The organism is Streptomyces sp. NPDC002754 (genome assembly GCF_053592315.1).
In genome coordinates this window covers 244,238-261,142 of record NZ_JBSFVM010000003.1, presented here as the reverse complement: position 1 = coordinate 261,142, position 16,905 = coordinate 244,238, and the positions used below count along the sequence as shown (strand labels likewise).

The 16,905-nt window shown below is 70.9% G+C and carries 14 protein-coding genes; 11 read left to right on the top strand and 3 right to left on the bottom strand.

Annotated features, from left to right (window positions below; genetic code table 11):
• Positions 1 to 1,746: an ABC transporter substrate-binding protein gene (locus ACWD2L_RS10955; RefSeq protein WP_451188798.1), complete on the bottom strand. Its 1,746-nt coding sequence runs from the start codon at positions 1,744 to 1,746 to the stop codon at positions 1 to 3.
• 46 nt (positions 1,747 to 1,792) lie between these two features.
• Positions 1,793 to 2,830 carry an ABC transporter permease gene (locus tag ACWD2L_RS10950; RefSeq protein ID WP_451189393.1) on the bottom strand — a complete coding sequence of 346 codons (1,038 nt, stop codon included), beginning with the start codon at positions 2,828 to 2,830 and terminating at the stop codon, positions 1,793 to 1,795.
• 264 nt (positions 2,831 to 3,094) lie between these two features.
• Between ACWD2L_RS10950 and ACWD2L_RS10945 the strand changes: the two genes are divergently transcribed.
• The 4 genes from ACWD2L_RS10945 (at position 3,095) to ACWD2L_RS10930 (ending at position 7,766) form a co-directional block, all read left to right on the top strand.
• On the top strand, positions 3,095 to 4,609 hold the full coding sequence (locus ACWD2L_RS10945; RefSeq protein WP_451188795.1) for a chlorohydrolase family protein: 1,515 nt from the start codon (positions 3,095 to 3,097) through the stop codon (positions 4,607 to 4,609).
• 83 nt (positions 4,610 to 4,692) lie between these two features.
• Positions 4,693 to 5,331, top strand: a complete 639-nt coding sequence (locus ACWD2L_RS10940; protein WP_451189390.1) for a GntR family transcriptional regulator — start codon at positions 4,693 to 4,695, stop codon at positions 5,329 to 5,331.
• Positions 5,332 to 5,446: 115 nt separating this feature from the next.
• On the top strand, positions 5,447 to 6,823 hold the full coding sequence (locus ACWD2L_RS10935; protein WP_451188792.1) for a phosphatase PAP2 family protein: 1,377 nt from the start codon (positions 5,447 to 5,449) through the stop codon (positions 6,821 to 6,823).
• A gap of 61 nt (positions 6,824 to 6,884) precedes the next feature.
• The gene (locus ACWD2L_RS10930) at positions 6,885 to 7,766 is read left to right on the top strand and encodes a class I SAM-dependent methyltransferase (RefSeq protein WP_451188790.1); all 882 of its coding nucleotides are present in this window, start codon (positions 6,885 to 6,887) and stop codon (positions 7,764 to 7,766) included.
• Here the strand turns inward: ACWD2L_RS10930 and ACWD2L_RS10925 are convergent.
• Positions 7,689 to 8,903, bottom strand: a complete 1,215-nt coding sequence (locus ACWD2L_RS10925) for a beta-ketoacyl-[acyl-carrier-protein] synthase family protein (RefSeq protein ID WP_451188787.1) — start codon at positions 8,901 to 8,903, stop codon at positions 7,689 to 7,691. The genes ACWD2L_RS10930 and ACWD2L_RS10925 overlap by 78 nt on opposite strands.
• Before the next feature lie 358 nt (positions 8,904 to 9,261).
• Here ACWD2L_RS10925 and ACWD2L_RS10920 point away from each other — a divergent pair, with 358 nt between their 5' ends.
• From ACWD2L_RS10920 to ACWD2L_RS10890, 7 genes are all read left to right on the top strand, one after another.
• Positions 9,262 to 10,293, top strand: coding sequence for a hypothetical protein (locus ACWD2L_RS10920; protein WP_451188785.1), 1,032 nt, complete (start codon positions 9,262 to 9,264; stop codon positions 10,291 to 10,293).
• A 45-nt stretch (positions 10,294 to 10,338) separates the two neighbouring features.
• On the top strand, positions 10,339 to 11,610 hold the full coding sequence (locus tag ACWD2L_RS10915; protein WP_451188783.1) for an FAD-dependent monooxygenase: 1,272 nt from the start codon (positions 10,339 to 10,341) through the stop codon (positions 11,608 to 11,610).
• 22 nt (positions 11,611 to 11,632) lie between these two features.
• Positions 11,633 to 12,283 carry an isochorismatase family protein gene (locus ACWD2L_RS10910; protein ID WP_451188780.1) on the top strand — a complete coding sequence of 217 codons (651 nt, stop codon included), beginning with the start codon at positions 11,633 to 11,635 and terminating at the stop codon, positions 12,281 to 12,283.
• Positions 12,284 to 12,287: 4 nt separating this feature from the next.
• Positions 12,288 to 13,664 (top strand): alpha/beta fold hydrolase, encoded by a 1,377-nt coding sequence (locus ACWD2L_RS10905; protein WP_451188777.1) that lies wholly within the window; start codon positions 12,288 to 12,290, stop codon positions 13,662 to 13,664.
• 69 nt (positions 13,665 to 13,733) lie between these two features.
• On the top strand, positions 13,734 to 14,492 hold the full coding sequence (locus ACWD2L_RS10900; protein ID WP_451188774.1) for a maleate cis-trans isomerase family protein: 759 nt from the start codon (positions 13,734 to 13,736) through the stop codon (positions 14,490 to 14,492).
• Between the two features lie 151 nt (positions 14,493 to 14,643).
• A complete protein-coding gene (locus ACWD2L_RS10895) occupies positions 14,644 to 16,083 on the top strand; it encodes an MFS transporter (protein ID WP_451188771.1) in 1,440 nt (479 codons plus the stop codon).
• Complete coding sequence (locus ACWD2L_RS10890; protein ID WP_451188768.1) at positions 16,046 to 16,894, top strand: FAD binding domain-containing protein; 849 nt, start codon at positions 16,046 to 16,048, stop codon at positions 16,892 to 16,894. Before ACWD2L_RS10895 ends, ACWD2L_RS10890 begins: the two co-directional genes overlap by 38 nt.
• The last annotated feature ends 11 nt before the right edge of the window (positions 16,895 to 16,905 follow it).

Here is a 16,905-nt window from a genome sequence, read left to right as displayed (position 1 = left end):
TCACCCCTTCCCTGCTGCTGAACCGGAGCCGGCCGCGACGGAGACCGTCGACAGGTCGATGCCTCCGAAGAAGTAGCCGACCTGCGCGCCCCTGATGTCGGAGCCGACGACGCTGCGCGTCACGTTCCTGATCAGCGGGACGAGCGGGTAGTCCTGCATGGCGCGGTCGAAGAGCTTCGACCACTTTCGGCCCAGCTCCTCACTCGTGCCGTTCTCACCGCGCAGCGCGTACATGGCCTTGGAGGTCTCCGGGTCGTGGTAGCGGGGGATGTTGGAGAAGCCGAAGGTCTTGCCGTCGACGCTCGGGCCCAGGTTCGGGTCGATGGTGGTGCGTACCGAGCCGCTGTCGGCGCCGCCGCACCAGCCGCTGCGGGCGAGGTCCGGCATCGCCTTGCCCGCGAGAGTGGTGAAGTAGTTCGCCGCGGGGATGGGGCGCAGTTCGAGGTCGATGCCGAGCTGCCGGAGGTTCTCCTGGAGCGAGGTGCCCATGTTCTTGTAGCGGGGCGTGGCGTCCGCGTAGCCGTAGACGAGCTTCTTCGGGTACGAACGCCCCTTGAGCAGCTTCTTCGCCTCGTCCAGCTTGGGCTGGCCCGTCGGGTCGAGGTCGGTGTGCTGCTCCACGTAACCGCGTTGCTGGGGGTTGATGTACGACTGGGTGAGCTTGCCGAAGCGGGCTCCACCGTACTGGAGTTGGATGGCCTTACGGTCGATGGCGAGCGCGAGCGCCTTGCGGACGATCGGGTCCTTGATGGTCTCGGTGTTGAAGTCGAGGACGTCGGTGCAGCCGATGATCCCGGAGGCGGTGCGCCGGGCGATGCTCGGCTCGTCGAGCTCGGCCGCGTCCGATGCCTGGAGCCCGCCCGCGCTGTCGAGGGTGAGGGCCGTGGGGTCGGAGTCGGCGAGGAGCTGCTGGCTGATGGTGGACTGCGCGGTGGAGAGGCTGAAGGTGAACGTGTCCGGAAGGGCGCTGCGGTTCGGGTCGGTTGCCCGCTCCCAGTGCTTGTTGCGGACGAGCTTCATGGCGCGCCCACGCTGGTACGACTCGATCTTGTACGGGCCCGTGGACACCGGGTGGTTCGTGTAGTCGAGCTTGGTGTCCTTGGCGCGCGGCACGGGCGCGGTGTTGGAGCGGGAGACCAGGGCGGGGAACTCGGCGAACGGCTGCTTCAGTTTGAAGACGATGGTGCGCTCGTCGGGTGTCTCGATGCCCTTGAAGTCACCATTCGAGTAAGGGCCCTTGTAGTCGTCGTCGGACAGTGCGGCATTCAGTTCCTGCGGTGCCTGGGTGTAGACGTCGCGGGCGTAGGTGCGCTCGACGCCGTACTTCACGTCCTTGGCCGTGACGGGGTTTCCGTCCTCGAACTTCAGCCCCTTCTTGAGGGTGTAGGTCCAGGTGAGACCGTCCTTGGAGACCTTTCCGAGGTCGGTGGCGAGATCGGGGACGATCTTCGGCGGCTTGCCGGCCTCCTCCTTCGCCATGGTGAGCGTGCGGTAGTAGAGCTGGCCCACGTTGGCGGTCTGGACGTAGTTGCTGTTGCCGGGGTCGAGGGTCTGGAAGTCGGTGGACATCAGGACGTTGACGTTGCCGCCCTTGGTGGTGTCTCCGTCACCGACCTTGACCGGGTCGAAGGCGTCGGCGGGGGCGCGGGAGCCCGAGCCCGGCGCGGGTTTGGCTCCGCCGCAGGCGGTGAGGGCCATCCCGGCGGTCACCGTCAGGGCGAGCGCCGCCACGGTGCGTCGATTCACTGCTGCTCCTGTTGTTCCTGGCCGACGGGTACGAGTCCGTACGGGGTCAGCCACGGGAGGACTTGGGGTCGAGGGCGTCGCGGACGGCGTCGCCGAGCAGGTTGAAGGCGAGCACCGTGATGACCAGGGCACCGGCCGGTACGGCGAGGAACCAGGGGTCGGTGAGATACCAGTTGCCCTGCTGGGCGGCGTTGAGCATCTGTCCCCAGGACGGGGTGGGGTCCTTGACGCCGACGCCGAGGAACGACAGCGCGGCCTCGGCCGTGATGTTGGTGGGGATCATCATCGTGGCGTAGACGAGTACGACACCCATCACGTTGGGCACGATCTGCTTGAGGATGATCGAGCGGTGCGAGGCGCCGTAGGCGCGGGCGGCCTCGACGAACTCCTGCTCCCTGATGGACAGCACCTGTCCGCGTACGACGCGGGCGAGATAGGCCCAGCCGAAGAAGCCGAGGATGATCACGAGCGAGGCGATCGGCAGCAGGCTCCCGTCCCCCAGCGCCGTGTCACCGAGCCGGGACTGCAGGATCGGCGTCAGTGAGAGCACGAGCAGCAGGTGCGGGAAGGCCAGGAACAGGTCCATGACCCGGCTGATCACCATGTCGACCTTGCCGCCGAAGTATCCGGCGGCGGCGCCGAGCACGGTGCCGAGGACGACGGAGACGACGGTCGCGAGCAGCGCGATGACCAGCGAGACCTGGGCGCCGTGCGCCATGCGCGCGAAGATGTCGCGGCCCAGGCCCGGTTCGAGCCCGAGCCAGTGGTCGCCGGAGGGGTAGCGGTAGTAGGGCAGTGGCAGGCCCGGCGTGCCGTAGTCGTCCAGGACGTCGGGGCTGGTGCTCGTGGTGTACGCGTCCTGGCCCTCGATCGCGGTGAGTACGGGGGCGAGCACCGCGAAAAGGATCATGAGCACCACCACGGCGAGCGCGGCGAGGGCGACCCGGCTGCGGCGGACGCGCAGCCAGGCGGTGCCGAGGAGGGAGCGGGCTGCGACCACGGGTGGGCCCGAAGTCGGCGCCATCGAAGGCGAGTTGGGCACGGCATCGCCGTCGGCGTCGGAGGGTGGCCGAGCGGGCAGCACTGGGGAATCCGTCACGTCGCGTGATCCATTCGGCGCAAGGGGGAAGGTTGGCGGGACGGTATACCAACTCCGCCGGGAAGCGATAGAGGTAATCGCCATTTGGTATACCGGCTGTCAGAGGTAAGCCTCACCACCGGACATTCCACTGAGATCTCACGCCTCTCCGATGTCCGACCGCCACTCCGTGGACACCACCTTCCCCTATCGGTATACCAACTCGTACGATCAGCCACGTCCGCAACACCCCCACCCCAGGAGGCACTTATGCGCACCCGTTGGCGCGCCCGCCACGTCCTCGCCCACCAGGGCGGCGGCCACGCGCTACTGCGGGACGGCGAGGTGGTGTGGCAGGACGACACCGTGATCTACGTCGGACCGCGTGACGGGGGCTTCGACGGCGAGGTCGACGAGGAGCGCGACCTGGGCGAGTCCCTGGTGATGCCGGGCCTCATCGACCTCGACGCGCTCACCGACGTGGACCACCTCGTCCTCGACTCCTGGGCCGGGCCCGAGCGGGGCAAGGGACTCCAGTGGTCCCTGGACTACTTCACCCACCGCCGCCACGACGTGTTCACCCCGCAGGAGCGGGCCACCATCCGCGAGTACGCGCTCGCCCAGCTCGCCCTGCACGGCATCACCACCTTCATGCCGATCGCCTCCGAGGTGCACAGCCGCTGGGCGGAGCCCTTCGAGGAACTGGTCGACATGGCGGGCACCGCACGCCGCATCGGCCTGCGCGGCTACCTCGGCCCGGCCTACCGCTCCGGGGTCAACGTCGTCCTGCCGGACGGCACCCGCGACGTCGCCTTCGACGAGGAGGAGGGCCGCGCGGGACTGCGTGACGCCGTCCGCTTCCTGGACCACCTCGCCGAGCTGAACGACCCGCTGCTCACCGGTGTCCTGCTCCCCTGCCGCATCGAGACACTCACCGAGGAGTTGCTCGGGGAGACGGCCCGGATCGCGCGCGAACGCGGAACCCTGATCCGGCTGCATGCGCTCCAGGGACTGGCCGAGCGCGAGATCATCCAGCGTCGGCACGACGGCCTGACGCCGCTCGAACTGCTCGACAAACACGGCCTGTTGGCCCCGAACCTGCTCATCCCGCACACGGTGCTGCTCGACCGGCATCCGGCCGTCCACGGCGAGGACCGCGGCGACCTGGCACTGCTCGCCGCCAGTGGCGTCTCGGTGATCCACTGCCCGCAGACGTCCCTGCGCTACAGCGAGATGCTGCACTCGTTCCGCGCCTACCGCGAGGCCGGCGTCAACCTGTGCCTGGGCACCGACTCCTTCCCACCGGACCTGATCCGCGGCATGGACGTCGGTGTCCACCTCGCGAAGATCGCCGAGGGGCGTTCGGACGCGGCGCCCGCCGAGCACTACGTGGAGGCGGCCACGCTGGGCGGGGCCCGCGCCCTCGGCCGCGAGGACCTGGGCCGGATCGCCGTCGGCGCCCAGGCGGACCTGGTCGCCTTCTCCCTGGACGACATCCGCGACGGGGTCATGGACGACCCGGTCCGTACGTTCCTGCTCAACGGCACGGCGCGGCAGGCCACGAACTCGGTCGTCGCGGGCAACCCGGTCCTGGTCGACGGCGCGCTGCCCGGCACGGACCTCCCGCGACTGGCGCGCAGCGCCCAGGCGTTGTTCGAGAAGATGCGCGCGGCCTACAGCGAACGCGACACCGAGCGCCGTGCCACCGGCACGCTCTTCCCGCCGACGTTCCCCGCGTTCCGTGCGCCCGGCTCCGCCGCGCCCGAGAGCGGGTCGCCCGCGTGACACTCACGGCAGAACGCGCCGGTGGCGGAGCAGCAGCCGCAACCGGCAGCGGACCGGGCGTCGGACCGGGCGCCGCCTCGCAGGTGGAGCGCGCCGAGGAGCTGATCCGGGCCGGCATCCACTCCGGCGCGCACCCGCCCGACTCGCGGCTGCGGGAGCGCGAACTGGCGGAGGCGCTCGGTGTCTCGCGGGTCCCGGTCCGCGAGGCGCTGATGCGGCTCGCGGCCGAGGGCCTCGTCGAACTGGAACCGCGCCGCGGCGCCCGCGTGCGCCGGCTGACTCTCCGGGACGTGGCGGAACTCTTCGACCTGCGCCTGAGCCTGGAGGTGTTCGCGGCGCGCCGGGCGGCGGAGCTCGTCGCGGACGGGGGCGGCCACGAGGGTCTGCGGACCGTGATGGCGGAGGCCGACGCGGCGACCCGGAGCGCGGACCAGGCCGGTATCGCCGCCGCGAACACGGCCTTCCACGCCGAGCTGATCACGATGACGGGCAACCGGCTGCTCCAGTCCTCGTTCCAGCGCTCGCTCGGTCTGATGCACTGGCTGTTCCGGCTCACGGCCACCGAGCACGGCGCCGATCGGCACCGCACCGAGCACGACCGGATCTGCCGGGCGATCGGCGACGGCCGCCCCCGTCTCGCCGAGGCGCTCACGTACGCGCACATCGACATCCGACGGGACCCGGTGCTCCGGGCGTTGGCGAAGGTGCTGCCCGCGGAGTAGGCCCGGACGTGCCTCTACCTAGCGGGCCCACCCCCCGTTAGCATGTTCGAACTGCGACGATCATCCAGATCGTCGCAGTTGCCCGCTGCCGGAACCAAGCCACCAAGTCGGACAATTGAAGACCACACCACCTCCCGTACCCCTGCCGCGCCAGCGCGGCGCCGAGCCCCGGCCGCCCGCCTGGCGACAGCCGCGCACCCTCCTGTGGATCGCGGCCGGCCTGGCGACGCTCGGCTTCCACATCGTCCTGGAGTTCGTGGCGCGCCACTACGGGCAGCCGGGGCCGATCACCGTAGAGGCCCAAGAGCTGATCTTCGCGCCGCACTCGGGCCCGCTGCTGTACGGCGGCCTGGCGCTCACGATGGTGGTGCTGACGTGGCGGCAGCGGGCGATCGCGGCATGCGCGGCGGTCGGCATCGACATCGTGTTCTGGCTCGTGCGGCTGATCGTCGGCGCCGACATGAACTTCGGCAACGGCGCGCTGTGGGTGATCCTGGGCGTCGCGGTCCTCGCCCTCGTACGCCACACGGGCCGGGAGAGATCGGTCCTCCTCAAGGGCTCGGGGCTCGGCCTGCTTCTGGTCTTCGGCCACAAGACGGGCGACACCTGGCTCCTCATCACCTCCGAGACCCGCCCGATGGTCCTCGACCAGTACGTGGCGGCCGCCGATCACGCCCTCGCCAACCCGTCGTGGCTGGTCGGCCAACTCGTCGAGATGACCTCGCCGATCAGCAGCGGCCTCCTCACCGTCGTCTACGGTCAACTGCCCATGGCCGCCGCCCTCGTCGGCCTGTACCAACTGCGCCACGTGGCGAAGGAACGCCGCTTCCCCGCCCACCACTTGGTGCGCACCTTCCTGGCCATCGGCCTCCTCGGTCCGGCCATCTACATGATCTTCCCGGTCGTCGGCCCGCTCTACGCCTTCGGCGCCGACGGCGGTCACTGGGCGGTGGCGAACATCTGGCCGGACACCTTCCCGGCGATCGGCGTCCCGCACCCCGTCCCCTTCGACGAGATCACGCCGCGCAACTGCATGCCGAGCCTGCACACCGCGTGGGCCATCTCGCTCTTCATCCACACCCGCGAGGGCACCCGCGCGATGCGCTGGGCGGGCACCTTCTGGCTGATCGGCACCCTCACCGCGACCCTTGGCTTCGGCTACCACTACGGCGTGGACCTGCTCGCCGGCACGGTCTTCGCGCTGTCCATCGAGGCCTCGATGCGCGCGTTCGCCCGCGGCTGGGACCGCCACGCGACGCTGATGGTGAGCTGTGGTGCGGCCGTTCTCACCATGCTGCTGGTGTCCTACCGCTACCTTCCGACGCACATGGCCGCACACCCCTGGGCGTTCGGCCCGCTGCTCCTGCTGCTGGCGGGTTCCGTGGTTCTCCTCTACGTACGGACTGTCAGGAAGTGGGACCCGCGGGCCACGCCTCCGCCCCCGCGCCCGTCGCAGGCGGGCTCGGCGGATCCGCAACCGGAGCTGGCGTAGCCGCTGTTCGGCGGCGGGGGCGGGGGCGGGGGCGGGGGCGGCACGTCGGTAGTCTCGGGCCATGTCCGAGACCACCGTGGCACGCTTCTACGACGAACTGGCCGACGACTACCACCTGATCTACCCGGACTGGGACGCGAGCCTCCGGCGGCAGGGCGCGGCCCTCGACGCCGTGATCGGCCGGGACGGCGCCGAGGTGCTCGACTGTTCGTGCGGCATCGGCACGCAGGCCATCGGTCTGGCGTTGCACGGGCATCGCGTCACCGGGACCGACCTCAGCCCCCGCGCCGCGGCCCGCGCCGCCCGGGAGGCCGCGAGCCGGGGGCTGCCGCTGCCCACGGCCGCCGCCGACATGCGGCAACTCCCCTTCGCCGACAGCCGGTTCGACGTGGTCGTGTGCGCGGACAATTCGCTGCCGCACCTGCTCACCGCCCAGGACGTACGCACCGCCCTGACCGAGATGCGCCGCGTGCTGCGCCCCGACGGGCTGCTGCTGGTCAGTACGCGCCCGTACGAGGATCTGCTGCGCGAGCACCCCACGTCGATGCCTCCGCAGGTCCACTGGTCCGAGGAGGGGCGGACGGTCACCTTTCAGCTCTGGCACTGGCACGACGACGGCGAGCGCTACGACCTCGAACACTTCCAACTGCTCCCGGACGCGGGACTCCCGGACGCGGGACTCCCGGACGCAGGGGACGGCTGGCGCGTCCGGGTGCGCCTGGCCACCTACTGGGCCCTCGGTCAGGAGCGGCTGGCCACTCTCGCGGCGGAAGCCGGGTTCGTCGACGGCGCGTGGCGGGATCCGCAGGAATCCGGCTTCTTCCAGCCGCTGTTCGTCGCCCGCGCAGGCGCCGCGCAGGGCCGCTCAGCCGGTGAAGACCAGGCTGACGTTGTGCCCGCCGAACCCGAACGAGTTGGCCAGCGCCGCCGACCACGGCCCTGAGCGCCGCTCGCCACGGACCACGTCCAGGTCCACGCGCGGGTCGAGCGTGTCGAGGTTGCGTGTGGGCGGCAACGCGCCGTCCCTGAGCGCGAAGAGCGCGGCCATGGCGCCCACCGTCCCGGAGGCGCCCAGCATGTGACCGGTCATCGACTTGGTCGCCGTGACCGCGGCGTGCCTGCCGATGACGCGGCCGATCGCCTCGGCCTCCGCCACGTCGCCGGACTCCGTGGAGGTGGCATGGGCGTGCACGACCCCGATGTCCGCCGGCGCCAACTCGGCGTCCCGCAGCGCCAGTTCCATGGCGAAGGACTGGCCGTCCGCGTCGGACGCCGTGATGTGGTCCGCGCTGGAACTCACGGCGCTGCCCGCCAGCGTGCCGTGGACGCGTGCGCCACGGGCCCGCGCGAACTCGGGGCGTTCGAGCACCATCATCCCCGCGCCCTCGCCCATGACGAACCCGGACCGCTCGACGTCGAAGGGGCGGGACACCGCCTCCGGGTCCTCGGACCGCGTGGACAGCGCCTTCATCTGGGCGAACGCCGCGAGCGTGAACGGGTGCAGACAGGCCTCCACACCACCGGCGACCACCACGTCCGCCCGCCCGGCCCGGATCAGGTCCTGCCCCAGGGCGAGGGCCTCCGCCCCCGACGCGCACGCGCTCACCGGAGTCCTCGCGCCGCCCTTCGCGCCCAGGTCCATGCTCACCCAGGCCGCGGGACCGTTCGGCATCAGCATGGGGACGGTGAAGGGTGACAGTCGGCGGACCCCGGAGGCCTCGAAGACGTCGTCCTGCCCCAGCGTGGTGAGCACACCACCGGTCCCGGTGCCGATGACGACGGCGAGCCGCTCCGGCTCGACCTGCGGCGCGCCGGCGTCCTGCCATGCCTCGCGCGCGCCGAGTAGGGCCATCTGCTCACCGCGGTCCAGCTTCCTCGCCTCGGGGCGCGGCAAGAGCGAGGCCGGGTCCACCGTGAGCCCGGCCGCGACGTGCACGGGCAGCTCCGCGGCCCACTCCTCATGAAGGCGCCGCACCCCCGATGTACCGTCCAGCAGCGCCGCCCACGACGTCGGCGCATCGGCTCCCAGCGGCGTCATCGCGCCGACGCCCGTCACCTTCACATGACCGTTCCCAGTCACCTTGGCCTCCTCGCATTGTTCAGGTACTACATAGCTGTCGCCCTGGCCTTCCGCCGATGATGCCAATGATCAGGGCTGCTATCAGGCAAGGAGTCGACCGATTCCTCCGCGGGACATTGTCGGGTTTTGACAAGCACCTCCATGCGCCCCCACACCCTCCCCCGCACCCACCCCTGTCACCCGACCCCTTGATTTCCCAGATCGTACGTGCTCGGATGATCTCGGCAGGCGGGTTCACGAGAACCCCCGGCAGCGCCCTCGTACGGCGTCCGCCGCAGTGATCCCGTATGCCTTCGCACCCTCCGCACCACCCGCACGTGCCCAGTACGTCCGCGCTCGTCTCCCGGAGGAACACCCGATGTTCGACTTCTCGTCCGTCGACGTCCTCGACGCCTTCACCCGTGAACTGCAGCTGTGCAAGGTCCGCGAGGGAGAGCACGTCGTCGTGCTCTCCGAACCCGGCAGCCGTGGTGACTACGTCGCCGCCGCGTTCGGCGCCGCCAAGAGCCTCGGCGCCCACGTCGTGTCCGCCACGGTGCCCGGCGGCAGCCCGGCCCCGCTGCCCAGCACCCACACCGGGGCGGGCCCCGGCCTCGTGTCCGTCCTCAACGACACCGCCGCGCAAGAGCTGTTGAAGGCGGCCGACCTCGTCGTGGACCTCACCCGCGAGGGCTTCATCCACGCCCCGCTGCAACAGGACATCCTCAAGACCGGCACCCGCATCATCTTCGTCTGCGACGCACCAGACGTCCTCGTCCGCAACCTGCCGACCGAGCAGGACAAGGTGCGCGTCCAGGAGGGCGTGGACCGCGTGCGCACCTCCTCCGTCATGCGCGTGACCTCCGAGGCCGGCACGGATCTGACCGTCCAACTGGCCAACAGCCACCCGGAGTTCCAGACCGGTTTCGCCGACGACCCGGGCCGCTGGGACCACTGGCCGAGCACGATGGTGCTGTGCTGGCCGGAGATCTCCGACGGGCAGATCGTGCTCGCCGAAGGTGACATCCTGCTGCCGTTCAAGGAGTACGTGCAGCGCCCCGTCACGCTCCATGTCTCGGGCGGCCACATCCAGGAGGTCACCGGCGGCGCCGAGGCGAAGCTGCTGAACACCTTCTTCGACGACTCGCACGACAAATGGGCCCGCAGCCTCTCCCACATGGGCTGGGGCCTGATGAAGTCCGCCGACTGGTTCGCCACCGCGATGTACGGCAAGGACGAGTTGATGGGCATGGACGCCCGCGCCTTCGCCGGCAACTTCCTGTGGTCCACGGGCCCGCACCCGCACCTCCAGCGCGACTCCTACGCCCACCTCGACATCGCGATGCGCGGCTGCACGGTCAGCCTGGACGGCACCGACGTCGTCACCGGCGGCCACCTCGTCGAAGGCTGAACCTCCGGTCCCCCTTCACCCCAACGCCGTTCCCCTGGAGGAGTCTTGCCTCTCAGCCAGTCCTACGAAGTCACCGTCGTCGGCGGCGGTCTCGGCGGCCTCACCGCCGCCCTGGCCCTGCGCCACAAGGGACTGCGCGTCACCGTCCTCGAACAGGCCGCCGAGCTCGGCGAGGTGGGCGCCGGCATCCAGACCGCGCCGAACGCCAGCCGGGTCCTGATGCGGCTCGGCCTGCGCAAGCAGCTGGAGGCCATCCGCACCGAGCCGCAGGACCAGGTCCGCCGCCGCTGGCAGGACGGCAGCATCATCGGGCTCACCCCGCTGGGCCGCCGGGTCCAGGAGGAGTTCAACGCCCCCTACTGGCACTACCACCGCGCCGATCTGCACCGCACCATCCTCGACGCCTGCACCGACCCGCGGGGCCCGGGCCCCGCCGTCGAGATCGTCACCGGGGCGCGCGTCGTGGAACTCGACCGTACGTCCCCGGACCGTCCCGTCGCGGTCACCGACGACGGGACCCGGCACGAGGCCGACGTCCTGGTCGGCGCCGACGGCATCCACTCCCGCGTCCGGGACCTCATCGGCGCCGATGACACCCTGGTCTTCTCCGGCGACATGGCCTTCCGCACCCTGATCCCCGGCGAGCTGCTGCACGCCGACCCGGCCACCCGCTTCCTCTTCGACCGCTACCAGAGCACCATCTGGTACGGCCCCGGGCGCCACCTCGTCCACTACCTGATCCGCGGCGGCGAGTGGCTCAACATCGTCGGCTGCGTCCCGTGGAAGGACGAGTACGGCGAGAAGACGACCTTCTCCGGCACCACCGAGATGCTCGTCGACGCCTACGCCGAGTGGGACGACCGCGCCCCGGCCATGCTCGCCAAGGCCAAGGGCGACATCACGTGCTTCCCGCTCTACCACCGCCACCGCGACCCGAACTGGATCGACGGCCGGGTGGCACTCCTCGGCGACGCCTGCCACGCGATGCTGCCCTACCAGGCGCAGGGCGCCTCGCAGGCCATGGAGGACGGGGCCGTACTCGCCGAGGAGCTGGGCGCGGTGACCCGCGAGGGGATCGCCGGGGCGCTCCAGCGCTACGTCAACCGCCGCGCCCGGCACGCCGGGATGGTGCAGCAGGCCTCGCTGCGCAACCAGGTCTTCTACCGCTTCCCCGACGGCCCCGACCAACAGGCCCGCGACGCCCAGCTCGGCGAGCGCTACGACGGCGAGTCCGACGTCTCCTACGACTGGCTGTGGCGCGGCACCCCGCTGGACACAGCCGACGACGAGTCCTTCGCCTACCGCCACCACCACTGAGCCGACCACCTTCGGAGGTCCCGTGCCCACCCCGTACGATCCCGCCACCGACCGCGTCTACGAGCGCGCCGGATTCGGCGCCGCCGTCGCCCGCGGGAACCGTCCCGCGCTGATCGTGGTCGACCTGACGCGCGGCTTCACCGAGCCGGGCTTCGCGACCGGGAGCGATCTGACCGCCCCCGTCGAGGCCACGGCGGAGCTGGTCCGCGCGGCCCGCGCCGGCGGCGTACCCGTGGTGTGGACGGTCATCGCCTACACGGCCGCGGAGGCCGAGGGCGACTCGGTCACCTGGCTCGCCAAGGCGCCCGGCATGCGCGCCCTGCGCGAGGGCGGCGACGCCGTCGCCCTCGACCCCCGGCTGCCGTACGAGGAGGGGGACCAGTTCATCGTGAAGAAGGGCGCGTCGGCGTTCTTCGGCACCGCGCTGGCCTCGCTGCTCACCGGCCTCGGCCGTGACACGGCGGTCGTCTGCGGCGCCACGACGAGCGGGTGTGTGCGGGCCACCGCGGTGGACGCGGTGCAGTACGGCTGGCCGGTGCTCGTGCCCCCCGAGGCCTGCGGCGACCGGGCCGCGGGGCCGCACGAGGCGGCGCTCTTCGACATCCAGGCCAAGTACGGGGATGTCGTGGGCCACGAGGACATGGTGAAGTACCTGACGACGAAGGGAGCTTGAGATCATGGACGCGTCTCCTGGGCGTTTCGTGACACAGCCCGGCCTGGCGGATCTCGCCGACATCCCGGCCACCAGCCGCTGGGCCCGCAGCGGCGACGTGCGGCTGCACGTCCTGGACTACGGCGGCGACGGCGTCCCGCTGCTGATCCTGCCCGGCATCACCAGCCCCGCGATCACCATGGACTTCGTCGCCCGTGAACTGCGGGACCTCGTACGCCCGTTGGTCCTCGACATCCGCGGGCGCGGCCTCAGCGACGACGCCGAGGACCACTCGCTCGACGCCCTCGCCGCCGACGCCGAGGCCGTCATCCAGCAGCTGAACCTCGCGGACCCCGTGCTGTTCGGCCACTCCATGGGTGCCCGGATCGCCGCCGCCGCGGCGGTACGGTGCCAAGTCCCGCTCGGCGGAACGCTGTTGGTGGACCCGCCGATGAGCGGTCCGGGACGGGGGCCGTACCCGACCACACTCGCCGCCTTCACGCGCCAGCTGTCGCAGGCGCGGCGCGGCACGGACGCCGACGAGGTGGCCGGCTTCTGGCCGACCTGGCCGCGCCGGGAGCTGGAGCTGCGGGCCCGCTGGCTCGCGAGCTGCGGCCTGGAGGCGATCGAGCGCGCCCACCAGGGCTTCGAGAGCGAGGACTTCTTCGCCTGGTGGCCGAAGGTGCCGGGCCCCACGACGCTGCTTTACGGGGCGAACAGCCCCGTCGTCACCGCCGAGGGCGCGGCCGAGGCCGCCGCCGCGAACACCGCGGCGCGCATGGTCCGCATCCCGGACGCGGGACATATGGTCTTCTGGGACAACCCGGCACCGGCCCTGGACCTGCTGCGCACCGCGCTGCGGCAGACCCTCGCACCGGAGCCGGACGCCCCCACGAGCCCTCCACACGACAGCGGTGCCATGACCTCGCCCAACACCCCCGACCGGTCCGACGACGTCGCCACACCCGACGAACTCAGCCATGCCCCGGGCTTCCTGGCCCGCCGGATGTACCAGGCCTACCTGGCCGCCTGGCTGCACGACGTCGACGCGACGCTGACCGGACCGCAGTTCGCCGTCCTGCAAATCACCGGCGAGAACCCGGGCTGCGACCAGCGCTCGATCGCCGACCTGGTCGCGCTCGACACCTCGACGATGGCCGACGTCGCCCGCCGCCTGGAGAACCGGGGACTGCTGTCCCGCACCCCCTCGCCCTCCGATGCGCGGCGCAAGCTCCTCAACCTCACCGACGAGGGCCGCGCCACCGTGCACGACGCGAACCTGCGGGCCCGCAAGCTGGACGAGGAACTGCTGCGGCCGATCCCGGCGGAGGAGCGCGCCGACGTCCTGCGGAGCCTGGCGGTCCTCGCCGATCACTGGGAGCGGCTCAGCCAGGAGCACTGACCGCCCCCTCCATAAATGACACCCGGGCACTCGCCCTCATCAGGCATGCCTCAAAACTTGGAGCGAACCATGCCGGACCACCACATAGGGATGATCGTCCCCAGCTCGAACCTCACCATGGAGACCGAACTCCCCCGCCTGATGCGGGCGCGCGAGGCCGTCTCCCCCGAGGACCGCTTCGTCTTCCACAGCAGCCGGATGCGCATGAAGCACGTCACGCCCGAGGAGCTGCGGGCGATGAACGCGCAGACGGAGCGCGCAGTCCTGGAGCTGGCCGACGCCCGGCCCGACGTCGTGGCGACGGCCTGCCTCGTCGCCATCATGGCGCAGGGCCCCGGCCACCACTGCACGGCAGAGGACGAGATCAAGGACGTGCTGCGTGCCCAGGAGGCGCTGGTGCCCGTGGTCTCCAGTGCCGGGGCGCTGCTCGACGGGATCGCCGCGCTCGGTGCGAAGAAGGTCGCCATTGTCACGCCGTACATGAAGCCGCTGACCCAGAAGGTCGCCGACTACATCGAGGACGCGGGCGTCGAGGTGGTGGACGCGCTGAGCCTGGAGGTGCCGGACAACCTGGCCGTCGCCCGGCTCGACCCGCAGGACCTGCGGGAGCACTACAAGCGCCTGAAGCTCGGCGACGCGGAGGCGCTGGTGCTGTCCGCGTGCGTGCAGATGCCGTCCCTTCCGGCGATCCAGCCGGTCGAGGACGAGCTGGGACTGCCGGTCCTCTCCGCGGCGACCGCGACGGCGTTCCGGATCCTCTCCGAACTGGGCCTGCCGCCGCTGGCGCCGAACGCGGGCAGCCTGCTGGCCGGCCCGACCGCACCGTGAAACGACCTGGTTAACTCCCCGCGCGACCCCTTGCCAAAGGCAATCGTACGTGCTCGGATTACCTTCATTCCCCCACTGCTCCCCCGCCTCATCAGTAACTCAGGCACCTCCCGTCGCAGTTCGTCCCCCGACACGACCCTGTGGAGCGCACATGAGAACAGGCGATCAGATCGTTCAGGATCTCCCCTGGAGATGGAACGTCCAGGGAAAGATCTTCATCATCGGAGGTCTCGGCTACCTCTTCGACGCATACGACATCGCCCTGAACGGCTTCCTCATGCCGCTCCTGGGCCAGCACTTCGACCTCTCCCTCGGCGCACGAGGGCTCGTCGCCACCGCCAACCTGGTGGGCATGGCCGTCGGTGCCATCGCCTGGGGCGCGGTCGCCGACCGGATCGGCCGCAAGAAGGCGTTCAGTGTCACCCTGCTGATCTTCGCCATCTTCTCGGTCCTGGGCGCGCTCTCCCCCACGTACGAGGTTTTCCTGCTGCTGCGCTTCCTCGCGGGAGTCGGTCTCGGCGGTTGCATTCCGGTGGACTACGCGCTGGTGGGCGAGTTCTCGCCGCGCAAGTACCGGGGCCGGGTGCTCACCGCGCTCGACGCCTGGTGGCCGGTAGGGGTGACCCTGTGCGGGCTCGTGTCCACGGGCATGCTGTCCCTCGACGGCAACTGGCGTTGGATGCTCGCGACCATGGTGCTGCCCGCGCTGCTGCTTTTCTGGGCGCGCCGCGGCATCCCCGAGTCACCCATCTATCTGACGAAGAAGGGCCGCGAGGCCGAGGCACGTGTCGTCATCGACGACCTGGTGGCCCGCACGGGCGCGCCGGTCGAGCCGTACGTCATCCCCGAGCCGGTGCCGGACGAGGGCCCGCGCGGGGTGGCGGCTGCCGCTCAACAGCTGCGCAACATCTGGAAGTTCAGCCCGCGCATCACCTCGGTGGCCTGGCTGCTGTTCGCCACCATCATGCTCGTGTACTACGCGGCGCTGAGCTGGATGCCCTCCATCCTCAAGGAGGAGGGGCAGGGTGACACGGCCGCGTTCATGAGCACGACGCTGATGAGCGGTGTGGGCATCGTCGGTGTGCTCGTCTCGACGGCCCTGGTCGATCTGGTCGGCCGCAAGTGGCTGATCGGTGTCTCGGCCCCGGTCGCCTCGCTCGCCCTCGTGATCTTCGCGATCGTGCGGGACATGCCGACGGGCTCGGTCATCACCATCGGCGTGTTCGGCTTCCTCGCCCAACTCGCCATCCCCGCCCTGTACGCGTACGTATCCGAGCTGTACCCGACCGAACTGCGGGCCAGCGGCTTCGGCTGGGCGTCCTCGGTCAGCCGGGCGCTCACCGGTTTCGCCCCGCTGTTCTTCGGGTCGGTGCTGTGGCCGCTGCTTGGCCTGCCACTGACATTCGCGGTGCTCGGCGCGACCGTGCTCGTCGCCGTGGTGTGGATGGCCGTTGCGGCGCCGGAGACGAAGGGACGGGAGCTGGACGACACGGATCACGACGCCGACGGTCGGCCGTCCCCGCGACAGGAAAACCAGGAAGGCCAGGAGAACCATGAAACCAGCCCCCTTCGGCTACCACAGGGCTCGTGACGTCGACGGCGCCACCCGGCTGCTGGCCGAACTCGGCGATGACGCGAAGGTCATCGCCGGCGGCCAGAGCCTGGTCGCCATGATGAACTTCCGGCTCGCACGCCCCGGTCACCTGGTCGACATCGCGGGACTGCGCGAACTCGACGGGATGCGCCGGGACGCGGCGGGCGCCCTGCGCATCGGGGCGCTCACCACCCATCACACGGTGGAGAGCGACCCGGAAGGTGTGCTGGGCCGTGAGTTCGCGGTACTGCGCGAGGCCATGCGGTGGATCGGGCACCTGCCCATCCGTACGCGGGGCACGATCGGCGGCAGCATCGCGCACGCGGATGCCACCGCCGAGTGGTGTCTGCTCGCGCTCGCGCTCCGGGCGGAGTTCGTCGCCCGCGGGCCGCGCGGTGAGCGCCACATCGCGGCCGGGGACTTCTTCCTCGGCTACTACTCCAGCGTGCTCGACCCCGACGAGCTGTTGGTCGAGGTCGTCTTCCCGCACCCGGCGCCGCATGCCGCGCTCACCGAATTCGCCGAGCGCCAGGGCGACTTCGCGCTGGTGTCCGCCGCCGTTGACCTCGACGTGACGGACGGTTCCGTACGCGGCGGCCGGGTGGCGCTCGGCGGGGTCGCGGCCATGGTGGTCCGGGTGCCGCAGGCGGAGGCGGTGCTCGCGGACGGCGGCACCTTCGTCGACTGCGCGGAGGCGGCGGCCGAGGGCGTCGAGCCCCCGTCGGACGGCTCTGGCAGCGCCCACTACCGCAAGCAGCTTGTCCGCACGCTGGTCCTGCGTGCCTGTGAGGAGGCGATGAGCCGATGACACACCCGGAT

Coding starts and splice junctions, on each gene's coding strand:
- ACWD2L_RS10905 (WP_451188777.1), top strand. CDS start 12,288: ATGGACGCGTCTCCTGGGCGTTTCGTGACACAGCCCGGCCTGGCGGAT.
- ACWD2L_RS10920 (WP_451188785.1), top strand. CDS start 9,262: ATGTTCGACTTCTCGTCCGTCGACGTCCTCGACGCCTTCACCCGTGAA.
- ACWD2L_RS10930 (WP_451188790.1), top strand. CDS start 6,885: ATGTCCGAGACCACCGTGGCACGCTTCTACGACGAACTGGCCGACGAC.
- ACWD2L_RS10945 (WP_451188795.1), top strand. CDS start 3,095: ATGCGCACCCGTTGGCGCGCCCGCCACGTCCTCGCCCACCAGGGCGGC.
- ACWD2L_RS10890 (WP_451188768.1), top strand. CDS start 16,046: ATGAAACCAGCCCCCTTCGGCTACCACAGGGCTCGTGACGTCGACGGC.
- ACWD2L_RS10895 (WP_451188771.1), top strand. CDS start 14,644: ATGAGAACAGGCGATCAGATCGTTCAGGATCTCCCCTGGAGATGGAAC.
- ACWD2L_RS10900 (WP_451188774.1), top strand. CDS start 13,734: ATGCCGGACCACCACATAGGGATGATCGTCCCCAGCTCGAACCTCACC.